At 52.0% G+C, this 25,072-nt stretch carries 22 protein-coding genes, 1 tRNA gene and 1 riboswitch; of the genes, 22 read left to right on the top strand and 1 reads right to left on the bottom strand.

From position 1 onward, the window contains the following. Positions 1-128: 128 nt before the first annotated feature. The 19 genes from FZ040_RS07295 (at position 129) to FZ040_RS07210 (ending at position 22,314) form a co-directional block, all read left to right on the top strand. Entirely contained in the window at positions 129-4,385 is a 4,257-nt protein-coding gene (locus tag FZ040_RS07295) for a 2-hydroxyacyl-CoA dehydratase (protein WP_149171401.1), read from the top strand. Positions 4,386-4,547: 162 nt separating this feature from the next. Continuing rightward, positions 4,548-5,420: a phosphoribosylaminoimidazolesuccinocarboxamide synthase gene (locus FZ040_RS07290; protein WP_149171400.1), complete on the top strand. Its 873-nt coding sequence runs from the start codon at positions 4,548-4,550 to the stop codon at positions 5,418-5,420. Between the two features lie 73 nt (positions 5,421-5,493). After that, positions 5,494-5,979 carry a 5-(carboxyamino)imidazole ribonucleotide mutase gene (purE, locus tag FZ040_RS07285; protein ID WP_149171399.1) on the top strand — a complete coding sequence of 162 codons (486 nt, stop codon included), beginning with the start codon at positions 5,494-5,496 and terminating at the stop codon, positions 5,977-5,979. Positions 5,980-6,066: 87 nt separating this feature from the next. Then, positions 6,067-7,506 (top strand): amidophosphoribosyltransferase, encoded by a 1,440-nt coding sequence (gene purF, locus FZ040_RS07280; RefSeq protein WP_149171398.1) that lies wholly within the window; start codon positions 6,067-6,069, stop codon positions 7,504-7,506. A gap of 12 nt (positions 7,507-7,518) precedes the next feature. Then, entirely contained in the window at positions 7,519-8,571 is a 1,053-nt protein-coding gene (purM, locus tag FZ040_RS07275; RefSeq protein ID WP_149171397.1) for a phosphoribosylformylglycinamidine cyclo-ligase, read from the top strand. After that, positions 8,564-9,181 (top strand): phosphoribosylglycinamide formyltransferase, encoded by a 618-nt coding sequence (gene purN / locus FZ040_RS07270; RefSeq protein ID WP_149171396.1) that lies wholly within the window; start codon positions 8,564-8,566, stop codon positions 9,179-9,181. Before purM ends, purN begins: the two co-directional genes overlap by 8 nt. 26 nt (positions 9,182-9,207) lie before the next feature. Then, positions 9,208-9,801, top strand: coding sequence for an IMP cyclohydrolase (locus FZ040_RS07265; RefSeq protein WP_149171395.1), 594 nt, complete (start codon positions 9,208-9,210; stop codon positions 9,799-9,801). A 12-nt stretch (positions 9,802-9,813) separates the two neighbouring features. After that, positions 9,814-11,088, top strand: coding sequence for a phosphoribosylamine--glycine ligase (purD, locus tag FZ040_RS07260; protein WP_149171394.1), 1,275 nt, complete (start codon positions 9,814-9,816; stop codon positions 11,086-11,088). A gap of 187 nt (positions 11,089-11,275) precedes the next feature. Then, a complete protein-coding gene (locus FZ040_RS07255) occupies positions 11,276-12,709 on the top strand; it encodes an alanine/glycine:cation symporter family protein (protein WP_187620278.1) in 1,434 nt (477 codons plus the stop codon). A 15-nt stretch (positions 12,710-12,724) separates the two neighbouring features. Further along, positions 12,725-13,354 (top strand): C39 family peptidase, encoded by a 630-nt coding sequence (locus FZ040_RS07250; RefSeq protein WP_149171393.1) that lies wholly within the window; start codon positions 12,725-12,727, stop codon positions 13,352-13,354. A 286-nt stretch (positions 13,355-13,640) separates the two neighbouring features. Continuing rightward, positions 13,641-13,814 carry a hypothetical protein gene (locus FZ040_RS13985; RefSeq protein ID WP_187620277.1) on the top strand — a complete coding sequence of 58 codons (174 nt, stop codon included), beginning with the start codon at positions 13,641-13,643 and terminating at the stop codon, positions 13,812-13,814. A gap of 209 nt (positions 13,815-14,023) precedes the next feature. After that, the gene (locus FZ040_RS07245; RefSeq protein ID WP_149171392.1) at positions 14,024-14,932 is read left to right on the top strand and encodes a class I SAM-dependent methyltransferase; all 909 of its coding nucleotides are present in this window, start codon (positions 14,024-14,026) and stop codon (positions 14,930-14,932) included. A 29-nt stretch (positions 14,933-14,961) separates the two neighbouring features. Continuing rightward, positions 14,962-16,125, top strand: a complete 1,164-nt coding sequence (locus FZ040_RS07240) for a trans-sulfuration enzyme family protein (RefSeq protein WP_149171391.1) — start codon at positions 14,962-14,964, stop codon at positions 16,123-16,125. A 19-nt stretch (positions 16,126-16,144) separates the two neighbouring features. Beyond that, positions 16,145-17,116: a PLP-dependent cysteine synthase family protein gene (locus tag FZ040_RS07235; protein WP_149171390.1), complete on the top strand. Its 972-nt coding sequence runs from the start codon at positions 16,145-16,147 to the stop codon at positions 17,114-17,116. Positions 17,117-17,199: 83 nt separating this feature from the next. Next, positions 17,200-17,562, top strand: coding sequence for a NifB/NifX family molybdenum-iron cluster-binding protein (locus FZ040_RS07230; protein ID WP_187620276.1), 363 nt, complete (start codon positions 17,200-17,202; stop codon positions 17,560-17,562). A gap of 21 nt (positions 17,563-17,583) precedes the next feature. Beyond that, positions 17,584-18,447 (top strand): radical SAM protein, encoded by an 864-nt coding sequence (locus tag FZ040_RS07225; RefSeq protein ID WP_187620275.1) that lies wholly within the window; start codon positions 17,584-17,586, stop codon positions 18,445-18,447. 42 nt (positions 18,448-18,489) lie between these two features. Then, positions 18,490-19,347 carry a nitrogenase iron protein gene (nifH, locus tag FZ040_RS07220; RefSeq protein WP_149171387.1) on the top strand — a complete coding sequence of 286 codons (858 nt, stop codon included), beginning with the start codon at positions 18,490-18,492 and terminating at the stop codon, positions 19,345-19,347. A gap of 14 nt (positions 19,348-19,361) precedes the next feature. Continuing rightward, positions 19,362-20,954, top strand: a complete 1,593-nt coding sequence (locus FZ040_RS07215; protein WP_149171386.1) for a nitrogenase component 1 — start codon at positions 19,362-19,364, stop codon at positions 20,952-20,954. Next, positions 20,947-22,314, top strand: a complete 1,368-nt coding sequence (locus tag FZ040_RS07210) for a nitrogenase component 1 (RefSeq protein ID WP_149171385.1) — start codon at positions 20,947-20,949, stop codon at positions 22,312-22,314. Before FZ040_RS07215 ends, FZ040_RS07210 begins: the two co-directional genes overlap by 8 nt. A 56-nt stretch (positions 22,315-22,370) precedes the next feature. On the opposite strand, the gene FZ040_RS07205 is transcribed toward FZ040_RS07210, so the two are convergent. Beyond that, positions 22,371-22,447: transfer RNA gene (locus tag FZ040_RS07205), tRNA-Pro, on the bottom strand. 128 nt (positions 22,448-22,575) lie between these two features. Further along, a riboswitch (TPP riboswitch) is annotated at positions 22,576-22,676 on the top strand. Positions 22,677-22,721: 45 nt separating this feature from the next. On the opposite strand from FZ040_RS07205, the gene thiC reads away from it, so the two are divergent. From thiC to FZ040_RS07190, 3 genes are all read left to right on the top strand, one after another. Continuing rightward, complete coding sequence (gene thiC / locus FZ040_RS07200) at positions 22,722-24,029, top strand: phosphomethylpyrimidine synthase ThiC (RefSeq protein WP_149171384.1); 1,308 nt, start codon at positions 22,722-22,724, stop codon at positions 24,027-24,029. Between the two features lie 121 nt (positions 24,030-24,150). Continuing rightward, positions 24,151-24,531 carry a universal stress protein gene (locus FZ040_RS07195; protein WP_033169624.1) on the top strand — a complete coding sequence of 127 codons (381 nt, stop codon included), beginning with the start codon at positions 24,151-24,153 and terminating at the stop codon, positions 24,529-24,531. Positions 24,532-24,597: 66 nt separating this feature from the next. Next, a complete protein-coding gene (locus tag FZ040_RS07190; RefSeq protein ID WP_149171383.1) occupies positions 24,598-25,044 on the top strand; it encodes a CBS domain-containing protein in 447 nt (148 codons plus the stop codon). Positions 25,045-25,072 lie beyond the last annotated feature (28 nt).

Genomic DNA, 25,072 nt, shown 5'->3' with positions numbered 1-25,072 from the left:
ACTGGCGCTTATTTTTATTGGTTGTGTGATAATTCGGCTTGCACGGTACTTGTATATGGGGTAAAATATGAAAAGACCCTGTAAAAGGAGGGTCTTTACTCGTATGCAATTTTTCAGGTGGTGAAACTATGAATTCCCTATTAAAGGTTGGTATTGATGTAGGCTCTACAACCATCAAACTGGTGGTGTTGGACCATGAGAAAAATATTCTCTACAAGAACTACGCTCGCCACTTTTCGGAAATCGGCAATGCTTTGCAGGAGAATCTGACACATCTCAAGACGATTGTCGGCGACCGGAAATTCTCGTTTGCCTTGACCGGTTCGGCTGGCATGGGCATTGCCCAGCGCATTGGCCTGCCGTTCGTGCAGGAAGTTATCGCCTGTGCGACGGCTGTCCGCGAGCTTATTCCGCAGACCGATACGGTTGTCGAGCTCGGCGGTGAGGATGCGAAAATCACGTATTTCGGTGATGCACCGGAGCAGCGCATGAATGGTGTCTGTGCTGGTGGTACAGGCTCCTTCATCGACCATATGGCATCGCTGTTGTCGACGGATGCGCCGGGACTCAATGAGCTGGCGGCCAAGGGCAAGCAGATCTATACGATTGCTTCGCGTTGTGGCGTCTTTGCCAAGACCGATATCCAGGCACTCATGAATGATGGGGCGGAGAAGGCCGATATTGCGCTGTCGATTTTCCAGGCGGTAGTCAATCAGACGATTGGCAATCTGGCCCAGGGGCGTCCGATTGATGGTCATGTAGCTTTCCTGGGCGGCCCGCTGCATTTCCTGCCGGAGCTGCGCAAGCGCTTTATCGAGACGCTGGGGCTCGACAAGGAGCATGTTGTCGCTGTGGATTACGGCAACTACTTTGTCGCGATGGGCTCGGCCTTGTCGGATGAGGCGAAGAACATCGATGTAACGCAGCTTGAGACGAGCATCGAGCGCGCCAAGGAGGCGGCTGCCAGCGAGACGCGCAAGGCTGATTTCACGTTGTTCGGCAGCGAGAAAGATTATGAGGAATTCAAACGACGCCACGATAAGGATAAGGTAAAGCGCGGCGAATTGGCTAAATATGCAGGCCCCGTTTATGTCGGTATCGATGCGGGGTCGACGACTACGAAGATAACGGCAATTGGCCGCGACAAGGAGATTCTTTACACCTCGTATGGCAGCAATCAGGGCTCGCCGCTGACGACGGTTGTCCGCGAGTTCAAGGAACTTTACAAGGCGATGCCGGCGACGGCCTGGATTGCCGGTACGATGACGACGGGCTATGGTGAGGCTATCGTCAAGGCGGCTATCCATGCTGATGGCGGCGAAGTCGAGACGTTTGCGCACCTGCGCGCGGCGCAGGAGTTCTGCCCCGAGGTCACATTCGTGCTCGATATCGGTGGCCAGGATATGAAGTGCTTCTTCGTCAAGGATGGCAGCATTGGCAACATCACGCTCAATGAGGCCTGCTCGGCAGGCTGCGGCTCGTTCATCCAGAATTTTGCCGAGGGCCTGCACATGACACCGGCAGAATTTGCCCAGAAGGCACTGACGTCCAAAGCACCGGTTGATCTAGGCACGCGCTGCACGGTCTTCATGAATTCGAAGGTCAAGCAGGCGCAGAAAGAGGGCGCAGAAGTGGCCGATATTTCGGCCGGCATTGCGCTGTCGGTCATCAAGAATGCGCTGTTCAAAGTCATGCAGCTCAAAGATGTCCGCGAGCTTGGCGATCATATTGTCGTTCAGGGCGGCACGTTCTACAACGATGCCGTGCTGCGCTGCATGGAGCAGCTGCTGGACCGCGAGGTTATCCGCCCGGATATTGCCGGGCTTATGGGCGCCTATGGTGCGGCTATCCTGGCCCTTGAAACCGGGACGGAAAAGTCAGCGGTCTTATCGGTCGATGAACTGCAGAATTTTACGGTTGATACGAGTTCCTACCGCTGCAAAGGCTGCGGCAACAAGTGCCTGATCACGATGCAGAAGTTCCCAGATGGTAGCAAGTACTTCACGGGCAACCGTTGTGAGCGCGGTGTGGGCGGCGAAAAGCAGACGGAAGAGCAGACGCCGAACATTTACAAATATAAATATGACCGCGTCTTTAAATATTATCAGCCCCATGAAGGGGCAAAACGCGGCCGCATCGGCATTCCGCGCGTGCTCAATATGTACGAGGACTATCCGTTCTGGTTTACGTTCCTCGATACGCTCGGCTACGAGGTCGTATTGTCAGGCAAGTCGAGTGCGAAGATGTATTATAAGGGCATGGCAACGGTGCCGTCGGATTCGCTTTGCTATCCGGCGAAAATCACGCATGGACATATCGTCGACCTCATCGAAAAGGGTGTAAAGAAGATTTTCTACCCTTGCGAGCCCTATAACATGGAAGATGATGTCAATGAGTCGGACAACCATTTCAACTGCCCGATTGTCGCTTCGTATGCCGAAAATATCCGTGGCAATATGGATATCCTGCGTGAGCAGGCTATCGACTTCATCCAGCCGTTCCTGCCGATTCACGATAAGAAGCGCCTGATTGTGCGCCTCTATGAGGAACTTGGGCGCAAGGAAGGGATTTCAAGGCACGAAATTGCTGCGGCCGTCGAGGCAGCCTATAAAGAAATCGAGCAGTATCGCCAGGATGTCCGCGACTATGGCGCCAAGATCCTGGCGCGCATCGAAAAGACTGGTGAGCAGGCAATCCTGCTGGTCGGCCGTCCGTATCATGTTGACCCGGAAATCAACCACGGCATTCCCGAGATGATCCAGTCGTATAAACTGCCGATTCTCTCGGAAGACGCCGTCTATCATCTGCCGGTCAAATCTGGCAAACTCAAGGTCGTCAATCAGTGGAGCTATCATGCACGCCTTTATCATGCGGCGCAGTTTGTGGCTGAGCATGACAATCTGACGCTGATCCAGTTCAGTTCGTTTGGCTGCGGCCTTGATGCGCTGACGACTGGCCAGTGCAAGGATATCCTCGAGCAGCATCACCGCATCTACACGATGATTAAGCTCGATGAGGTATCGAATCTCGGTGCAGCCCGCATCCGCCTGCGCTCGCTGATGGCGGCGCTCACGCGCCGCACGCCGGTCGTTTACAAGGAAATCAAGCCGATTGCGCGGCCGCGGTTTACCGAGGACTGCAAGGCTACGCATACGATTCTGGCCCCGCAGATGGCGCCGATTCATTTTGAACTCTTCAAGACGGCCATCCGCAAGTACGGCTATAATGTCGTCATCCCGCCGATGCCGGGCAAGGAGGCTATCGACACGGGCCTGCGCTATGTCAACAACGACATGTGCTATCCGGCTATCGTCGTCATTGGCCAGCTCATTCAGGCGCTAAAGTCGGGCATGTGCGACCCGGATCACACGAGCATTATGCTGTTCCAGACTTGTGGTGCCTGCCGTGCAACGAATTATCTGAGCGTTTTGCGCGAGGCACTCAAATACGCGGGCTATCCGCAGGTGCCGGTTTTTGCCGTGCATGGCTTGAAGGATGAGACCGACGCGTTCAATCTCGACCGCGCCATGCTCACCGATGCGATTAAGGCGGCCATCTATGGCGATACGCTGATGAATGTGCGCAACCGCATGATGCCGTATGAAACGACGCAGGGTGCGACGCAGGCACTTTCCCGCAAGTGGATGGAGCGCTGCAAAGCCGAAATCAATCACGGCAGCTACTTCAAGTTCAAGAAGAATATCAAGGCCATGGTGCGCGATTTTGACAACCTGCCGATTGATGAAGAACTCTGGAAGCCGAAGGTCGGCATCGTCGGCGAGATTCTCGTCAAGTATCATCCAGTGGCCAATAACCACATCGAGAAGGTGCTCATGGATGAGGGGGCCGAAGTTGTTATGCCGGATTTTGTCGACTTCTTCCTCTATTCCGCGTATGACTCGATTGCCAAGCATCAGCTGCTTGCCGGCAAGTACAAAGACCAGTTCTTTGGCAAACTGTTCATCAAGGCTATTGAGTTCTTCCGCAAACCGATGCGCAAGGCACTCAAGGAAAGCAAGCACTTTACGCCGCCGCATACGATTTATGAGACGGCTGAACTCGCCGCGCGTCATGTCAGCCTTGGCAATATGGCGGGCGAAGGCTGGTTCCTGACTGGTGAGATGGTAAAACTCATCGATGAAGGAGTGCCCAATGTCGTTTGCCTGCAGCCATTTGGCTGTTTGCCCAACCACATCACAGGCAAGGGCGTCATGCATGAGCTGCGCACGAGTTACAAGGGCGCGAACATCACGGCCATCGACTGTGATGCTGGTTCGAGCGAAGTCAATCAGCTCAACCGCCTGAAACTCATGCTGGCCGTTGCCAAGGAGCGTGGTCCCAAACCCGTGGATGAAAAAATAAAATTGAAACAGGCAAGACAGTAATACTGTCTGGTTTAAAGCCTTCTTTCCCCAGCGAAAGAAGGCTTTTTTGTAACAAAATTTCAAGGACACATGTCCTGAATTATTGACAGAAGGAAAAAATGCCGTTATGATATTTTTTGTAGGAGTTTTCATCTATTATTTCAGTGGGAGACGATATAATCCATGAAAGAGTACAAACCATTTAAATCCGGTAAGGTTCGTGAAGTCTATGATGCAGAGGACAGCATCATCATGGTCGCTACGGACCGCATCTCCGCCTTTGACCATATCTTGAAGAACAAGATTACGGATAAAGGCGCTATTTTAACGCAGATGTCCCGGTTCTGGTTCGACTTTACGAAAGACATTCTGCCGAATCACATGATTTCGGTCGACAACAAGGAAATGCCGGAGTTTTTCCAGCAGGAAGGTTTCGTTGGCAACAGCATGAAATGCAAAAAGCTTACGATGATCCCGATGGAGTGCATTGTTCGCGGTTACATCACGGGCAGTGGCTGGGAAAGCTACAAGGAAAATGGCACGGTTTGCGGCATCAAACTGCCGGAGGGTCTCGTTGAGTCCCAGAAACTGCCGGAGCCGATCTTCACGCCGAGCACGAAAGCAGAGCTCGGTGACCACGATGAAAATGTCTCCCTCGAAAAGGGTGCGGAAGTTCTGGAGAAGGCTTTCCCGGGACATGGCCGCGAATATGTCGAAAAAGTACGCGATTATACGATTGCGATTTATAAGAAATGCGCTGAGTATGCTCTTTCGCGCGGCATCATCATTGCCGACACCAAGTTCGAATTTGGCCTTGACGAAGAGGGCAATATCGTATTGGGTGATGAAGTGCTGACGCCGGACAGCTCCCGTTTCTGGCCGCTCGATGGCTACAAAGAGGGTCAGAGCCAGCCGTCGTATGACAAGCAGTTTGTCCGCGATTGGCTCAAAGAAAATCCGGACAGCGATTATGAGCTGCCACAGGAAATCATTGATAAGACGATTGCGAAATACAAGGAAGCCTTTAAGAAGCTTACGGGCAAAGATTTTGCATAATGGTTTGGTTCAAGGAAGTGCGGACCTTAACAGGTCCGTATTTCTTAGTCAAGGAGAAAGGAGAGCATAAGTGATGAAAGTTGCAGTAATGATGGGCAGCGATTCGGATTGGCCGATTTTAAAGCCAGCCGTGGAGATTTTGAAATCCTTTGGCATTGAGGCCGAAGTGGTGGTGGCATCGGCGCACCGCACGCCGGCAAAAGTCCGTGAGGTAGTTACCAGTGCGCCCGAAAAAGGGATTGGTGCGTTCATCGTGGCAGCAGGGGCTGCTGCGCATCTGGCAGGTGTGGTGGCAAGCTATACGACGCTGCCGGTTATTGGTGTGCCCATTAACGCGACGCCGCTCAACGGCATGGATGCGCTCTTGAGCACGGTTCAGATGCCGTCTGGCATTCCGGTAGCGACGATGGCTGTCAATGGTGCCAAGAATGCAGCGATTTTTGCTGTGGAAATCTTTGCCGTCTCGGATAAGGAACTTGCACAGAAACTTGCGGATTACCGCACGAAAATGATTCAGGAAGTGGAAAAGAAAGCAGCCCGTGTTGCTGCCCAGCTTTAAGCTGCGCGCGCAATCGGACTGTTTTTTTGAACCTAAAATTAAAGCAAGCGTGTATTTATAAAAAGGAAAAGAGAGAACAAAATAACCATGTATGAAAATGGCTATAACTTAGAACCGAAATGGAAAGAGGAATGCGGCGTCTACGGCGTCTATTCCCATACGGAAGATGTATCGGGCATGACTTACCTGGGCCTTTATGCTTTGCAGCACCGTGGGCAGGAAAGCGCAGGCATTGCCATCACCGATGGCGCTTGGATGGATGTCACGCGCGGCATGGGCCTCGTCAATGAGGTATTCCGTCATCAGGTCCCGCATATGGAGAATCAGTGCATTGCCATTGGCCACGTTCGCTATTCGACGACGGGCTCGAGCCTGCTCGCCAATACGCAGCCGCTGATGGTCAACTACGCGGGCGGCAAGATTGCGCTGGCGCATAACGGCAATCTCACGAATGCCGCCGAGATCCGTCATGACCTCGAGCAGCAGGGCACGATTTTCCAGACGTCGATTGACTCGGAGGTCTTTGTCAACCTCATTGCGCGTTCGCGTCAGGAGACGATTGAAGACAAGGTCATCGAGAGCCTAAAGAAAATCAAGGGCGCGTACTGCCTGACGATTATGACCGAGAGCAAGCTCATCGGTGCCCGCGATCCGCAGGGATTCCGTCCGCTGTGCATTGGCAAGACGGAGGAAGGCAGCTATATCATATCCTCGGAGACCTGCGGTCTCGATGTCGTCGGGGCTGAATTTATCCGCGATGTACTGCCGGGCGAGATGGTCGTCATCGATGAAGACGGCATCAAGTCGTATCCGTTTGCGACGGAGGAGCCGAAGGCATCCTGCATTTTCGAGTACATCTACTTTGCGCGTCCGGATTCGGTCATCGATGGGCAGAGCGTCCACGATGCGCGTTTCATGATGGGCCGTATGCTGGCGCGCGAGTCGGGCTGCCAGGGCGACATCGTCATTTCGGTTCCGGACTCGGGCACGACGGCCGCTACGGGCGTGGCCTTTGAGTCGGGCATTCCGTTTGTCGAAGGCCTTATCAAGAACCGCTATATCGGCCGCACGTTTATCCAGCCGACGCAGAAGAAGCGCGATACGGCGGTAAAGCTCAAGCTCAATGCTATCCGCTCGGTAGTTGAGGGCAAGCGCGTCATCATGGTCGATGATTCCATCGTCCGCGGCACGACGAGCGGTAAGATCGTCAAGATGCTCCGCAATGCCGGTGCTAAGGAAGTCCACATGCTTATCAGCAGCCCGCCGATTGGCTATCCGTGCTACTATGGCATCGATACGTCGGTGCGCAAGGAGCTTATCGCGGCGACCAAGAGCGTCGAGGAAATCCGCGAGTATATCGGTGCCGATACGCTGCACTTCCTGAGCATCGAAGGACTCAAGCAGTCGGTCTCGGCCGTAGACCCTGAGGCTATGTGTTATGCTTGCTTTAACAGTGCTTATCCGATTGAGGATGGCGAGAAGCCGGCTGGCGACAGCAAATATGTATTTGAACAGCGCAAGTGTTAAGAGAGGATAGAAATGGCAGAACAACTTACTTATAAAGATTCCGGTGTTGATATCGACGCAGGCAACAAATCCGTCCAGCTCATAAAGGACAGCGTAAAAGCTACGTACCGTCCGGAGGTCCTCGGCGACCTTGGCGGCTTTGGCGGCCTGTTTGCCCTGACGGCTGGCAAATACAAAGAGCCGGTACTCGTCTCGGGCACCGATGGTGTCGGCACGAAACTGCGTCTGGCCTTTATGCTCGATAAGCATGATACGGTCGGTCAGGATGCCGTGGCCATGTGCGTCAACGACATCCTCGTGCAGGGCGCTGAGCCTCTCTTTTTCCTCGATTACCTCGCTGTTGGCAAACTTGACCCCGAGCAGGTTGCGGACGTCGTAAAAGGCGTAGCGGGTGCCTGCAAGGAATCTGGCTGTGCGCTGATTGGCGGCGAGACGGCCGAGATGTCCGGTTTTTATCCAGTCGGCGAGTACGATATCGCTGGTTTTGCGGTCGGCGTTGTCGAGAAATCGAAGCTCATCACGAGTGAGAAAGTCAAGGAGGGCGATGTCGTTCTTGGACTGCCGTCTTCGGGTGTCCATTCCAACGGCTATTCGCTCGTGCGCAAAATTTGCTTTGACCTCAAGGGATTCAAGGGCGATGAGTACATCGATGAGCTCGGCAAGACGATTGGCGAAGAGCTGTTGACGCCGACGCGCCTTTATCCGAAAGCCTGCCTGCCGCTTATCGAGAACTTCGATATCCACGGCATGGTCCATATCACGGGCGGCGGTTTTTACGAGAATATCCCGCGCGCACTGCCGGATGATATGGCCGTCGAAATCGACAGCTCGGTATGGCAGATGCCAGCTATCTTCAAACTCCTGCAGCAGTGGGGCAATGTTGACTGGAAAGAGATGTACCGCACGTTCAACATGGGCATTGGCATGATCATCATCGCCAGTGCTGATGAGGCTGAAAAAATCAAGGCGCATCTTGTTGATGCCAAGGAAACGGTTTATGAAATCGGCCGCGTCGTAAAGGGCAATCATGATGTGACGATCAAAGGCGGCGTGTTCCATGACTGAGGCTAAGCAGAAATTAGGTGTCCTGTGCTCAGGACGTGGTACGGATTTGCAGTCCATCATCGATGCAATCGGCCGCGAGGAAGTCGATGCCGAAATCGCCGTCGTGCTTACCGATAAGCCGGAGGCATTTGCCTTGCAGCGGGCCGAAAGAGCTGGCATCAAAGCAGTCTGTGTCAACCGCAAGCAGTATGAGGACCGTGAGCCGTTCGAAGAGGCGTTGATTGAGGAGCTGGAAGATGCTGGCGTTACGCTGGTGGTGCTGGCGGGCTTTATGCGCATTCTGACGCCGGTATTTGTACGTCATTTTGCTGGCCGCATCATGAATATCCATCCGGCGCTTTTGCCGAGCTTTCCTGGCGCCCATGCGCACCGCGATGTGCTTGCCTATGGCGTCAAGGTCAGCGGCTGCACCGTGCACTTTGTCGATGAGGGAACCGACAGCGGCCCGATTATCCTGCAGGCGGCAGTGCCTGTGCTCGACGGGGATACCGAGGAGACGTTGGGGGCCCGCGTACTCGAGCAGGAGCATATCATCTATCCGCAGGCCATCCAGCTTTATTGTGAGGGGCGGCTGCAGGTAGACGGACGTCATGTACGGATTTTGGATTGAGTTTTTAGATAGAGGAGAATATATCAATGCAGATCAAACGCGCACTTATCAGCGTATCGAATAAAGACGGTGTTGTAGAGTTTGCCCGCCAGCTCCATGAGGCTGGTGTCGAAATCGTGTCGACGGGCGGCACGATGAAAGCCATCAAAGAGGCTGGCATTCCTGTCACCTATGTCAGCGATGTCACGGGCTTTCCGGAAATCATGGATGGCCGCGTAAAGACGCTGAATCCGTATATCCACGGCGGCATTCTGGCGGTACGTGACAACGAAGAGCACGTCAAGCAGATGAAGGAGCATAAGATTACGGGCATTGACCTCGTAGCGGTCAATCTCTATCCGTTCAAAGAGACGATTGCAAAACCGGATGTTACGCTGGCAGAGGCAATCGAGAACATCGATATCGGCGGTCCGGCTATGGTTCGTGCGGCGGCTAAGAACTTTAAGTTCGTCACGATTGTGACGAATCCTGCCCGCTATGCAGAGATTGCCAAGCAGGTAAAAGAAAATGGCTGCGTCGATGACCGCACGCGCATGGAGCTTTCGCAGGAAGCCTTTGCTCACACGGCAGCTTATGACGCGATGATCAAGGACTATCTGGCTGAGCAGCTCAAGAAATAAGAGGGGTATACGATGAATATTCTTGTTATTGGTTCGGGTGGCCGCGAGCATACGCTGGCCTGGAAACTTTCGCAGTCGCCGAAAGCCACGAAACTCTATGCGATTCCGGGCAATCCGGGCATGGCTGAGGTAGCCGAGTGCGTCGGTGGCATTTCCATCACCGATAATGATGCGGTCGCAGCATTTGCCAAAGAAAAGCAGATTGACCTGGCTGTTGTCGGCCCGGAAGTTCCGCTGACCAATGGCCTTGTCGATGCGTTAAATGACGTTGGCATCAAGGCGTTTGGTCCGACGAAACTTGCCGCAGAGATTGAAGGTTCGAAGGCTTTTTCTAAGGGGCTGATGAAGAAGTATAATATCCCGACGGCAAAATATGAGGTGTTCACGGATGCCGATGCGGCCCGCGCCTATATCGAGCAGGAAGGGGCACCGATTGTCATCAAGGCCGATGGCCTTGCTGCTGGCAAGGGCGTTATCGTTGCCATGACGAAAGAGGAAGCCCTCGCTGCCATTGCCGATATCATGGAGGACCAGGAATTTGGTGCGGCTGGCAGCCGCGTTGTCATCGAGGAGTTCATGGAGGGCGAGGAAGCCTCGCTGCTCTGCTTTACCGATGGCAAGACCATCTGCCCGATGATAAGCTCACAGGACCACAAGCGCGCTTATGATGGCGACAAAGGCCCGAACACGGGCGGCATGGGAACCTATGCACCGGCGCCGGTCATGACGAAGGCCATGGTCGATAAGGCGTATGAGACGATTCTCGTGCCGACCATCAAGGCCATGGAACAGGAAGGGCGCCTCTATAAGGGCTGTCTCTATGCCGGCCTTATGATTACGGCTGAGGGCCCGAAGGTTGTCGAGTTCAATGCGCGCTTTGGTGACCCGGAGACGCAGGTCGTTTTGCCGCTGTTGGAAAGTGACCTCGTCGATATCATGCTGGCCTGTGCCGATGGCACGCTTTCTGCGCAGGATATCAAGTGGAGTGATGGCGCTGCTGTCTGTGTCGTCATGGCCTCGGGCGGTTATCCAAAATCCTATCAGAAGGGATTTGTTATTGACGGCTTGGATGATGCCAAGGCTGCCGGCACGGAAGTCTTCCATGCTGGTACGGCCGAAAAAGACGGTCAGGTTGTTACGGCCGGTGGCCGCGTACTCGGTGTTGTTGCCAAGGCTGACGATGTCAAGACGGCAGTCGATAAGGCTTATGCTGGCGTCAAGAAGATTTCGTTCCAGGATGCGTTCTATCGCAATGATATCGCACATCGTGCGCTGGAACGTCTTTAAGAATCACGTACATAACAGGTATGTCTATTTTTGTATACTTGCTATAACTATTTACAACTTGACAGCTGTCTATTATAATTAATCATATAGACGTCAATGGCGGACGCTCTGAAGTCTCTTTTGAGATTGCAGGGCGTTTTCTGTATCTGTATGATAGAGGTAATGTGTAGACAAGCTGGAGGGTTTTATGGATTTTGCAAAACTGATGGCTGATATTAACGATTTTGTCTGGGGCCCCATCATGCTGGCATTATTGGTGGGAACGGGCGTATTTTTGACTGTGCGGTTGAAATTTTTGCCGTGGCGTAATCTTGGCTATGCCATACGGATGATTTTCCGGCAGAAAAAAGAACATGAAGGGGATATTTCTCCGTTCCAGTCGTTGATGACGGCACTTTCGGCAACGGTTGGGACCGGCAATATCGTCGGCGTGGCGACAGCGATGGTCTTAGGCGGCCCTGGTGCGCTGGTCTGGATGTGGATCAGTGCGGCGTTTGGCCTGTCGACGAAATACGGTGAGTCGGTGCTCGCGGTCAAGTACCGGGAGACCAACAGTGTCGGCGAGATGGCCGGTGGTCCGATGTATGCCATGAAGAACGGCATCAAAAATAAGTATATCGGCCGGGGACTGGCTGCTATGTTTGCGTTTTTTGTCGTTGTTTCGTCATTTGGTATCGGCAATATGACGCAGGCCAATTCGATTTCGGCGGCACTTGCTACGAGCTTTTCCATCCCGTCCTGGCTGACGGGCGGCGTCGTCGCAATACTGGCGCTGTCGGTACTGCTTCGCGGCATCCGCAGCATTGGCAAAGTGTCGAGTGTGGTCGTTCCGTCGATGGCAGCCTTTTATTTTGTCGTAGCGGTTATCGTAGTAGTGGTAAACTTTGCGGCAGTACCGGCAGGCGTGGCGGAGATGTTCCGCATGGCCTTTTCCTTTGACTCGGTAGCTGGCGGTATCGGGGGCGGCATTGTCGCCTCGATGCTCACTTCCATGCGCTGGGGCGTAGCCCGTGGTGTATTCTCCAATGAGGCCGGACTCGGTTCGGCACCGATTGCGGCAGCGGCAGCCCAGACGGACCATGCATCGCGCCAGGGTTATGTTAATATGACGGGCACGTTCTTTGATACGATGATTGTCTGCATGCTTACGGGATTGGTCATTGCTTCTTCGGGAGCACTGGGTACCGTTGACCCCGAAACGGGCAAACTGGTATCGGGGGCACAGCTTACGATTTTGGCATTCAGTTCGGTGTTTGGCGAATACGCTAAGCTGATTGTATCGGTGGCGCTGGCGTTGTTTGCCTTTTCGACGATTCTTGGTTGGGAATATTATGGCGAGAAGGCATTGGAGTATCTCGTGAGCAATCGCAAGGTTATCATGAGCTACCGCGTTTTGTTCAGCCTGGTCACCTTTATTGGCGCAACGACAGCGCTCGAGGTTGTATGGAATTTCTCAGATACGATGAATGGCCTGATGGCGATACCGAACCTTATCTGCCTGCTTTGGCTCAACAAGGATATTGCCGATGAGTGTTTTGAATTCCAGAAGGTTGTAGTAGAACGGGAGAAACAGGGGGAAGACGTTGATTATCCGATTGACTCAGAAGATTTACAGATTTGAGCGTGAGAATCGATGATGCGCAATCCATTACGATATCAGATTTCCAGCTATGATTGTGGTCCCACGTCGCTATTGAATGCAATAAGCTATTTGTTTCCGCGGGAGGAAATTCCCGCGGAAATTATTCGCAATATCATGCTTTACAGTCTCGACTGCTATGGTCCGGGAGGGACTCCCGGCAAGGCTGGGACCTCCCGGATGGCCATGCGGTTCCTTTCCAATTGGCTCGATGGGTTTGGCAAGGCGACGCCGTTGCCGCTGGCCACGCGTTATCTTTCGGGACGTGAAGTGCGATTGAGTCAGGAGAGCCTGATAAATGATGCGTTGTATCGTGGCGGGGCAGTCGTTGTCCGCCTGTTCTATGATGTGGAGCATTATGTTTTGCTGACTGGCATTTGCGATGACAAGGTATTGATGTTTGACCCTTGGTATTTGCCGGGCAACGACCAGCAGATGTTTGAAGCGAAGGTTGAAGTTACACTGTCGCATGAGGGGGCGTATAATCGCATTGTTCCCGAGGCGTTGTTTAACCGCGAGGCAAAGGAACTATATGCATTAGGTCCAGTTGATACGCGCGAAGCGGTGCTGTTGTTCAATAAGCAGACAGAAAAGACAGCGGCGGCGACGATTGAATATTTTATTTGATTGTTTTTCAGAAAAAAAGGTTGACACGGTAAAATCTCTGTGATAGTATATGACACATACAAAACATATCTGATTAATTAAAGCAACCGGACACCCGGTAGGAGAAATGTTTTGTATGGTGATAATTTTAAATTGAAGCGAGCAGCTGATTATACAAATAAAGGCTGGATGGCATAAAAAATGCTGTCCAGCCTTTTTGTTATTCACTCATTTGTGAATGCCCATTTGCAGGCAGCGGCTTCAAAATGATGCCAGAGGCATTAAACAGAAAGGGAGGAATGACGACATGACAACGACGGCAATCGCGCGGATTTATTCCGCATACGAAGGTGGGGCTACCGATTTGATGATTGTTCCGGAGGCTATGTGCTGTATGTGTTCTTGGTACAGTTGCAGAAGCGGCGGACAGAAAAAAGATATCCGTGAGGATGCCATGTGTTCATTCGCAGTTCCGTTCTGATGGAGCCCGCTGATAATCTGTATAGTTACCGGAAAGACTTTTGGTGCAGTCGCCTTTCATTTGGGCGATTGCACGGAAAAGTCTTTTTCTTTTAACGAAAATACAATGTTTTTTGATGGGAGTTGGATCGTATGAAATGTGTTTGTATTCTGGCCGAAAAAGATAACAACAGAAAACATGAGCGAATGTGCAGGTAAGGAGGGATTGATATGATTGCCGCGCAGGAGAGTATGACGGCGAAGCTTTGCTCCTTTGCCCGGGCTTATCACTCGATGCTGGGGAAGAACAAGATTTTTGATGATTATCTTGCCTATGACATCATCGGGAAAGACGAGTACGATAAGATTGGTGATTTGCTGAAGGGGAAGGCAGTGAGCGACGGATACCTGCCAAGGTATGGATTTGAGAGCTTACAGGTTTTTGACGAGATGGATCATTATTTTTCGCCAGTAGCGCTTTCCCGTATCGCATTTGCCGAGCGGGCTTTGGAGCGCTTTGCCAGAGGCAGGGCGGAATGCCAGTATGTAATCTGCGGAGCGGGCATGGATACGTTTGCTTTCCGCAACACCGATGAGGTGGTGCAGATTTTTGAACTCGACCATCCCGACACGCAGGCCTATAAACTCCGCCGGATTCATGATTTGCGTTGGGAGATACCGCGCAATGTACACTACGCGGCAATCGATTTTGAACGGGATGATTTGGGGAAGATCCTGCTTCGCAGCGGCTTCCACCCGTATGAATCTTCGTTCTTTTCGCTGCTAGGGGTATCGTATTATCTGACGCCGACAGCTTTTCGCGAATTTGTGCGCAGTATTAGCATCCTGGCATCGCCGGGAAGCCAGTTTGTATTGGATTTTCCGGATGAGTCGACGTTCCAGCCGGATTCGGCATCGCGTGTGCGCCGGCTGGCAGAGCTTACCGAACGTCTTGGAGAGCCAATGCGTCACGGTTTTTCCCTCGATGAGATGCGGGAGATACTCACGGCCGAAGGCTTTGTCATCCGCATCCATGAAGCACCGGCGGACATACAGCGCCATTTCTTTGCCGGGCGAACAGACCAGCAGCAGGCGATGGAAAATATTCATTTCCTATTGGCGGAAAAGAAACGGAATTGAAATTAGAGCAGGAAAGGAACAGCGGGATTATGAGTTATCAATCGTTTAATACAGCTTTGATACATGGTGGTATCTATGGTGATTCCCAAACAGGTTCGGTCAATGTGCCGATATATCAGACTTCGACTTTTGAGCAGGATGGGCTCGGGGAGCTGCGCGAAGGCAAATGGGAGTATTCCCGTACCGGAAATCCCACGCGGGCAGCTTTGGAGGCCTTGATTGCAGAGCTGGAGGGCGGTGCGGCTGGCTTTGCTTTCGCTTCGGGGATGGCGGCTATTACCGCCGTGTTGAGCCTGTTGCAGAGTGATGCCAAGGTAATTCTTTCCCGCAATGTCTATGGGGGAACGTTCCGCGTGCTCGATAAGGTATTCAGCCGCTTCAATCTTCATTATGCCATCGAGGATACGACCAATTTGGTCGGTTTGGAAAAACAGTTTACCCCCGATGTAAAGGCGATAATCATTGAGAGTCCGGCGAATCCCTTATTGACGATAACAGATATCCGGGCGGTGGCGGCCAGGGCACATCGTCACGGCGTTTTGGTTATTGTGGATAATACGTTTATGACGCCGTATTTGCAGCGGCCCTTGGAGTTGGGCGCAGACATTGTCGTGCACAGCGCGACGAAGTATCTGGGCGGACACAGTGATTTGGTGGCAGGCTTAGCGGTGGTAAAGACAAAAGAATTGGCCGATAAGCTGGGCTTTATTCAAAATTCTACCGGTGCTGTACTGGGACCGCAGGATTCGTTCTTATTGGTGCGTGGCATCAAGACGCTGGGGGTCCGGCTGGATCGCCATGTGGAAAACGCCGAGTTTTTGGCTGATTGGCTGCAAGAGAGTGAGGCAGTAAAGACCGTGCATTATCCGGGGCTGCCCAGTCATCCAGGTTTTGAACTCAACCGGCAGCAGGCGAAAAACGGCGGTGCCATGATATCTTTTGAACTGACCGAGGCTTATGACATCCGGAAATTCTTTAAGTCCCTGAAGCTTATCGCCCTGGCAGAAAGCCTCGGTGGCGTGGAAAGCCTTGTTTGCCATCCGGCATCGATGACTCATGCGGCAATACCGAAAGAGATACGCGACCGCATTGGCATAACGGAGAATTTAATCCGGCTCTCGGTGGGAATTGAGGATAAAAATGATTTGCTGGCTGACCTCAGACAGGCGATAGAATCCAGCAGGATTGCGTGATAGAAAGGAGCATCTGTTTATGCATTATTACCATTCCATGCAGGAGCTCATCGGGCATACGCCGCTCGTTGAGCTGACACATTTTGATTTGCCGGCGGGCGTCCGGCTGTTTGCTAAACTAGAACTTTGGAATCCGGGAGGCAGTGCCAAGGACCGCATTGGAAAATCGATGATTGAAGATGCGGAACAGAAGGGGATTTTGCAGCCCGGCGGTACGATTATCGAAGGTACGGCTGGCAATACTGGGTTAGGCATTGCGTTTGCCGCACTCAACAAAGGGTATCGCGTTATCTTTGTGGTGCCGGAGAAGTTTTCCGCTGAGAAGCAGATATTGATGAAGGCTTTGGGAGCAGAGCTGGTGCATACGCCGCGTGAAGGCGGGATGCAGGCGGCAGCAGCCAAGGCGGAGCAGTTACGGGAAATGATACCAGGAGCTGTTACCATGAAGCAGTTTGAAAATCCGGCTAACCCGCGGGCACATTACGAGACTACGGGCCCCGAGATTTTTGCTGACCTTGATGGTGCGGTGGATTTCTTGATATCAGGCGCTGGCAGTGGCGGTACTTTTTCGGGAATCATGCGTTATTTGAAAGAACAAAATCCGGCAATACAGGGAGTCCTGGCGGACCCGTATGGCTCGATTATCGGAGGGGGTGAACATGGTGACTACGAGATTGAAGGCATTGGCAACGACTTTATTGCCAGTACGATGGAGACATCGTTTGTCGACAAGGTTTATAAGATTGCGGATGAAGAAGCATTTGCTGGGGTGCGTTATCTCGCTGCCCGGGAGGGTATATTTGCCGGCTCTTCGACGGGCGCGGCCCTGGCCGCAGCCTTGAAGCTTGCACATTCCGGCATTACCGGCAATATCGTGCTGGTTGCCGCGGACCGGGCAGAACGGTATTTCAGTAAACATATTTTGACGCAGCCGGAAGATGTTTCGGAAGAGCTGAGTGAAAATAATTCCATAAAGAGATTATACGCATAAAACAGTTGATGATAGAAAATCAAGGCTGGGCGGCAGGGAAAATTCTGCTGCCTGGCTTTTTTTATAGAAAGCGGGGTGATTATATGTCGTATCGTATTGCGTTGGCCTCTAGTGATGGGCGCCATATCGACCGTCATTTCGGTCACAGTGATGGCTTTGTCATCGTGGAGGTAGAGCCCGGAGGGAAATTCGTGGAGCAGGAACGTCGTCAGGCGCAGGCGCCATGCCAGCATGGTTTTCATGAGGAAGGAGCAATGCAGGCGGCGGTAAGAGCCTTGCGCGATTGCCGCTATGTAGTGGCTGAGGCCATTGGACCAGGGGCGCAGAAAGCCTTGGAACAGCAGGATATCCTGCCTTTGGAGATTGAAGGCACAACCGTGGCTGATGCGGTCCAAAAAATCTACGTTTATGAGAAAAATAAGCAGCGGGCAAGTGTCCGCGCTTGAGGAAGGAAAGGGCGTATCGCTATGGATGCAAAACGAGTAAAAGAAATTCACCCATGCTTTGGCGCAAAACAGAATCGAGGACGTATCCATCTGCCGGTATGTCCCGGTTGTAATCTTGCCTGCCGGTTCTGTGACCGGAAGCTGAATGATGTCGAAAACCGGCCGGGGGTGACAGCGAAAGTCATTGAACCGGAAGAAGCGGCTGGCTATGTAGAAAAAGCTTTGCAGTTTTGTCCGGAGCTCAGTGTGGTGGGGATTGCGGGACCCGGTGACACGCTGGCCTCGGATCAGGCGCTGGAGACGTTCCGGTTGATTGGCGACAGGTTCCCGCAGCTGTTGAAGTGCATGAGCACCAATGGCTTGTTGTTAGCGGAGCGGGCTGAGGAGGTAATCGATGTCGGCATTGATACGCTGACGGTTACGGTCAATGGCGTTGACCCGTCAATTGTGGCCAAAATCATAAATGGGCTGATCTACCATGGACGGCGTTATGAAGGGGAGGAGGCAGGCAAGATCCTTATCCACAACCAGCTGGAAGGTATCCGCAAGGTGGCTGCTGCTGGCGTGGTGGTTAAGGTAAACACGGTGCTGGTGAATGAAATCAATCGGTTCCACATTGGCGAAATTGCTAAAACGGTCAAGGCGGCCGGGGCGTCTATTTATAATATCATTCCCCTGATTCCGCAGCATGACCTCAAAGACTGCGAAGCGCCAAGTTGTGTGGATTTGGCAGTGGCGCGGAAAGAGGCCGGAGAATACATTGATGTATTCCGGCATTGCCAGCATTGCCGGGCGGATGCTGTCGGAGTCCCGGGGAAAAGCAATTTCAGCCGGCAGGTCTATCAGGGGATACCGATGGTCAAGGAAACCTTTTCTCACGGCTGAGAAAGATGCAGAAGCAGTTATCGAAAAAAGGAGAGATAGTTTATGGCAAATGAAAGCTTACGTCAGATTGCAATCTACGGCAAAGGGGGAATTGGTAAATCCACGACCACGCAGAATCTCACGGCAGGTCTTACGGAACTTGGCAAACATGTCATGGTGGTGGGCTGTGACCCCAAGGCGGATTCGACCCGCCTGCTGTTAGGTGGCCTGGCCCAGAAGACTGTTCTGGATACCTTGCGCGATGAAGGCGAAGATGTAGAGCTTGACAGCATTTTGAAAGAGGGCTTTGGTGGAACGCGCTGTGTGGAGTCAGGTGGTCCGGAGCCGGGCGTTGGCTGTGCGGGCCGTGGCATCATCACTTCGATTGGGCTGTTAGAGCGGCTCGGCGCCTATACCGATGATTTGGATTATGTATTTTATGATGTCCTGGGCGATGTTGTCTGCGGTGGTTTTGCTATGCCGATTCGCGAAGGTAAGGCCAAGGAAATCTACATTGTTGCCAGCGGTGAGATGATGTCACTGTATGCGGCCAATAACATCTCAAAGGGAATTGCGCGTTATGCGAAAAAGGGCGGCGTGCGCTTAGGCGGTATCATCTGCAATAGCCGTAATGTCGACCGCGAGATAGAACTTTTGCGTGCCTTCGCCAAAGAGCTGGGGACGCAGCTCATTCACTTCGTGCCGCGGGACAACATCGTCCAGCATGCGGAAATCAATAAAAAGACGGTGATTGAGTATAAGCCGGATGCCCATCAGGCAGATGAATACCGCCAGCTGGCCCAAAGCATTGAGGATAATGAAAACTTCGTGATTCCGACACCGATGACGCAGGAGCGCTTGGAAGAAATCCTGCTCGAATACGGCTTGATGGATAATGTGGAAGACGATTATCGCATTTGAAGGGAGGACGTCCTATGCCAAAGAAAATAAATCTGGATATGGCCTCCGTAGAACCGCGGGAACAGCGCCTGGGCACGATTATTGCCTGGGATGGCAATTCGGAGGAATTACATGAGCAGTCGGCGTATGAACTGCGCGGCCAAAAGGAGCGGGGCAAGAAAGGCTGCGGCGGCAACTGCCGTCTTTGCGAATTGAGCGGACCGTTTACTCAAGGTGCTGTTTGCAGTGAGCAGATGGTAGAATGCCAGGCTGGCAACGTGCGCGATGCGGTGCTGATTCAGCATTCGCCTATAGGCTGCGGTGGCGGCCAGGTAGAATATAATGCCATTTATCGCAATGGCCTGGCTATGCGCGGGTATAAGGTGGAAAACATCCGCATCATCAACACCAATTTGAAGGAAAGTGATATGGTGTTCGGTGCTGCCGATAAACTGCGCCGGTCTATTGATGATGCCTGGGAACGGTATAAACCGCAGGCAATCTTTGTGGCATCTTCCTGTGCTACGGGAATTATCGGTGAGGATATCGAAAGCATAACCGATGAAAAAGAAGCGGAACTGGGGATTCCAGTAGTGCCCTTGGCTTGTGAAGGCTTCCGTTCCAAGCATTGGAGTACGGGATTTGATGCTACCCAGCATGGGATTTTGCGGCAGATTGTCCGCCGCAATCCCCAGAAAAAACAGGAAGACCTGGTCAATGTCATCAACTTGTGGGGCTCGGATGTATTTACTCCGCTGCTCAAGAATTTAAATCTGCGGGTAAATTATGTGGTGGATCTGGCTTCGGTGGAAGAGTTGGCACAGATGTCAGAAGCCGCGGCGACGGTGGGGTTCTGCTATACGCTGTCGTCGTATTTGGCCACGGCACTTGAACAGCATTTTGGCGTGCCAGAGGTCAAGGCGCCGATGCCGTATGGTTTTGCTGGTACCGATGCCTGGCTGCGGGAATTGGCGCGGGTCACGCATCGGGAAGCGTTGGTCGAACCCTTTATTCAGGCGGAACACGAACGGGTTAAGCCGCGGGTGGAGGAGCTGAAGAAAAAACTGCAGGGCGTCAAAGGCTTTGTGGCTACAGGTTCGGCGTATGCGCATGGGTTGATTCAAGTCATGCGGGAGCTGGGGATTGAAGTGGATGGTTCGCTGACATTCCATCATGATCCGGTCTACGACAGCGGCGATACGAAGGAAGATTCGTTGGGGTATCTGAACCAGCACTATGGGAAGGTCAGCAACTTCCATGTTTCGAACCGCCAGCAGTATCAGCTCTACGCATTTTTGCAGCAGGTCAAACCGGATTTTCTGCTTATCCGCCACAATGGGCTGGCACCGCTGGCGTCGCGGTTGGGAATTCCGGCTGCGCCGCTGGGGGATGAGCATATTGCTGTTGGCTATGATGGCATGATAAATCTTGGCGAAACGATTTTGGAGATTTTGGCCCACAAAAAGTTCCACGATGATATCCGGAAGCATGTAAAACTGCCCTATAAACAGTGGTGGCTGAAACAGAAGGATGCCTATATCCTGGCTAAACATCCGGAATTGATTGATGATGATGCGGCCGAAGAATATAGTACGGAGGAAAGAGTGGAGGTTGGTGCTCATGCCTAAGACAAAGAAGGATAAATGCAAACAGACAAATTCCATCAATCAGGTGCGTTATGGCTGCGCGTTGGGGGCACTCCATTCGGTTACCGCAATTCCGGGAGCTATGCCGATTACCCATTGCGGACCTGGCTGTGTGGATAAACAATATATGAGCCTGGCCTTTTATAATGGCTATCAAGGAGGCGGTTATGCCGGTGGCGCCGTAACGCCGAGCTCGAATTTGCAGGAAAAAGATGTCGTGTTTGGCGGGGCCAAGCATCTTGACCAGCTCATAGCGGCCTCGTTGAAGATCATGGAAGCAGATTTGTTCGTGGTGCTCAATGGCTGTATCCCGGAAATCGTCGGTGATGATATTGGTGCCGTGGTAGCCCGTTACCAGAAAAAGGGGGTTCCGATTGTTTCGGCAGAGACAGGCGGCTTCAAAGGGAATAATTTTACTGGCCATGAAATTGTTACCGAAGCCATCATCGAACAGTATGTGGATAAATTTGCGCCGGATAAGACGACCAAGAAAAAAGGCTTGATCAATGTCTGGGCAGAGCTTCCTTTCCAGAATACGTTTTGGCGTGGAGACCTGGCTGAACTGAAACGCATCCTCGAAGGTGCAGGCTGGCAGGTGAATATCCTGTTTGGTTATGGCTCGGCTGGGGTGAAAGAATGGCTTACCATACCTAATGCGGAATTTAACCTGGTGGTTGGTCCGTGGCTGGGATTGAAAACGGCAAAATTATTGGAGAAGAAATACAATCAGCCGTACCTTCATTTGCCGATTTTGCCAATAGGTGCCAAGCAGGTGGGGGACTTCCTGCGCTCCATTGCGGCCTTTGCCAAAGAAAATGAGGTAAAGACGGAGGCATTTATTAAACGGGAGGAAAAAGAGTACTATTATTACCTGGAATATTTCACCGATTTTTATGCGGAATATTGGTGGGGCCTGCCAGCTTCCTATGCCGTTGCCAGTGATGCGACCTATAATCTTGCCCTCAATAAATTTTTGGTCAATCAGCTGGGGCTTATTCCTGCGAAACAGATTATCACCGATAATACACCGGAAAAATATCGGGAGGCAATCCGCGAAGAATACAAGCATTTGGCCGATGATGTAGCGGCAGAGGTGGAATTTATCGAAGATGGGTATCTCGTTACCCAGACAATTAAGCAGGGAGAATATGGCCATAAGCCGCCGATTATTTTTGGGACAACCTGGGAACGTGATATCACGAAAGAACTCAACGGACATATCGTTGAAGTCAGTTATCCGGTTTCCTATGATGTGGTTATCAACAAGACTTATATTGGTTATCGTGGAGCGCTTACGCTATTGGAGAAAATATTTACGACAGCCATCAGCAAATCGGCGTAAGCGCAGTGGGATAACACAAAAAAGCCAGCAACTGAAGTTGCTGGCTTAAATTTCAATGGTCGGGATGACAGGATTCGAACCTGCGGCCTCTTCGTCCCGAACGAAGCGCGCTACCAAACTGTGCCACATCCCGTGAGTACATGAAATATTATACGCATAAAACACGCACCTGTCAACACTAATTTGAATTTTTTTTAGAAAAAAGTTTATGGTTGCATAAAACGAGTGTATTTGTTAAACTATTATCGTTAATTGTATAAGATGATTCACTAGGGGCGCAGGCTTGTCCTGCTGAGAGACTTATGTCGACCCTTGGAACCTGTTGGGTTAAGACCTGCGTAGGGAAGTGAGAGGTAAAAATGCCGCTTAGCTATGCTGGGCGGCTTTTATATTTAGGAGGTAACGATATGGCAACACAGATGCAGATGGCTCGTGAAGGCAAGATTACTGACGCAATGAAACAGGTGGCATTGGATGAGCACCTCTCGCCAGAGGTGATACGTGCCGGGGTAGCAAAGGGCGTTATCGCGATTCCGTGCAATATCAATCACAAGGGCTTAAAGCCGCGAGGGGTGGGCGAGGGCCTGCGGGTAAAAGTAAATGCCAATATCGGCACTTCGAGCACGTATCCGGAGGTGGCTCCTGAGCTAGACAAACTTGCTGAGGCGGTCAAATGCGGCGCGGATGCTGTCATGGACCTTTCGACGGGCAATAATATTGACAAGTCAAGAAAGGAAATCATCGAACATTCTCCGGTTATGGTAGGGACAGTTCCGCTTTATCAGGCTACGGTCCGCGCTATCAAAGAGCATGGGGCAGTAGTAGAAATGACCGAAGAAGATATTCTGGAGACGATTGAAAAACAGGCCAAAGATGGTGCCGATTTTATGACGCTTCACTGTGGCGTGACGCTGGCCGCCGTAGAGCGCATGCGCAAACAGGGACGCATAATGGATATCGTCAGCCGTGGCGGTTCCTTCATCGCTGGTTGGATGCTGCACAATGAGCGAGAAAATCCTTTGTACGAGCATTTTGATAAAATACTGGATATTTGCGAAACGTATGATGTGACACTGAGCCTCGGCGACGGTATGCGCCCCGGCTGTACGGCCGATGCTACCGATCGGGGGCAGCTGACGGAACTCATCACGCTGGGTGAGCTCGTCGACCGTGCTTGGCGGCGCGGCGTACAGGTCATGGTCGAAGGACCGGGGCATGTGCCGTATGACCAGATAGCCGCCAATATGAAATTGGAAAAACGCCTGTGCCGCAACGCTCCCTTCTATGTATTGGGACCGCTCGTAACCGATGTGGCACCGGGGTATGACCACATAACTGCAGCAATTGGTGGCACGCTGGCTGCCGTCAGCGGTGCCGACTTCCTCTGCTATGTGACGCCGGCTGAGCATTTGGCATTGCCGACTATTGAGGATGTCCATACCGGCGTGATTACCTCACGGATTGCGGCGCATGCCGCAGACATGGTGCGCGGTGTACCGGGGGCAGTGGAATGGGACCGGAAGATGGCTGAGGCCCGCAAGATTCTTGACTGGGATGCACAGCTGGAGTTGGCTATCGACCCGGAATTGGCCCGCAAGAAGCGCGGGGAACGGAACAAGGCCGGTGAGGAAGCCTGCTCGATGTGCGGCGATTATTGTGCCGTGAAGATTATCAGTAAGTATTTTGACAAACCGCAGTGCCCGTGCAACGATTAAAAGACTAGGATTATTTGCGAAAAAACAATTGAAAAAATTCTGTCTAAAAGCAGGAATCATCAGGAAAAATACCGAATACTAAGGTATAAACAATAAAACAAACTCGCAGGGAGGTTTTATTATGGGGAAAATCAAAAAAATCCTGGTTCCGGTTGATGGTTCCGTAAATGGATGCAAGGCAGTAGATGAGGCAATTTTCTTTGCCGAGAAATGCCAGGCGGATCTGGACTTTGTCTATGTAGCCAGCAATATTAATAAGGATATTCCCAGCCATATCGTATTTGACCGCATCTGGGAAAAGATTCCGGATGATCTCCGTGCTGCGAAACATGTAGAAACCGGCAATATCCCGAAGGCTATCATCCGCGTGGCCGGACAGGAACACAGCGATATGATTATCATGGGCAGCCGCGGTCTCGGACTCTTCAAGGGCGCGTTGATTGGCAGTGTCAGTCAGAAGGTTATTGAGGAGTCGCCGATTCCCGTTATGGTCATCAAATAAGTATTTCGGCAGCTGCCAGTGGTTTTCCGCTGGCAGTTTTTGCTAGGACAAAGCGAGGTGCTTATCATGCTGGTAAAAGAAATCATGACCAAAGAGGTCATTACCGTTCATCCGGAGGCATCCATCCGGGAACTGGCAGAGCTTTTGATAACCAACCGGATATCGGGCGTTCCGGTAGTTGATGCGGCAGGAGAGCTGCGCGGTATTGTCAGCGAAGGCGATTTGCTGCGCAAAGAAGCTGCGCCCGATGCCCCTGATGAACTTTGCATATTAGGTGCGGTAATCTATTATAATGGCCTTGCGGAATATCGGGATGCGTTCCGGAAATTTGCCGCCCTTACGGCCGAGCAGATTATGACGGAAAAGGTTATGACCGTCAAGGGGGACGATGAAGTCGGGACGGTGGCCAAGCTCATGCTGAATAAGCATATCAAACGACTTCCTGTTGTAGATGATACAGGACATTTGGTTGGCATTGTCAGCCGGGCGGATATTGTGAAAATGTTTTTGTAAGCAAAGGGGGCTGTACCGGATATGGGAC

This window comes from Pseudoselenomonas ruminis (assembly GCF_008271295.1).
GTDB lineage: Bacteria > Bacillota > Negativicutes > Selenomonadales > Selenomonadaceae > Selenomonas_A > Selenomonas_A ruminis.
This window is presented reverse-complemented; position numbering and strand designations above follow the sequence as displayed.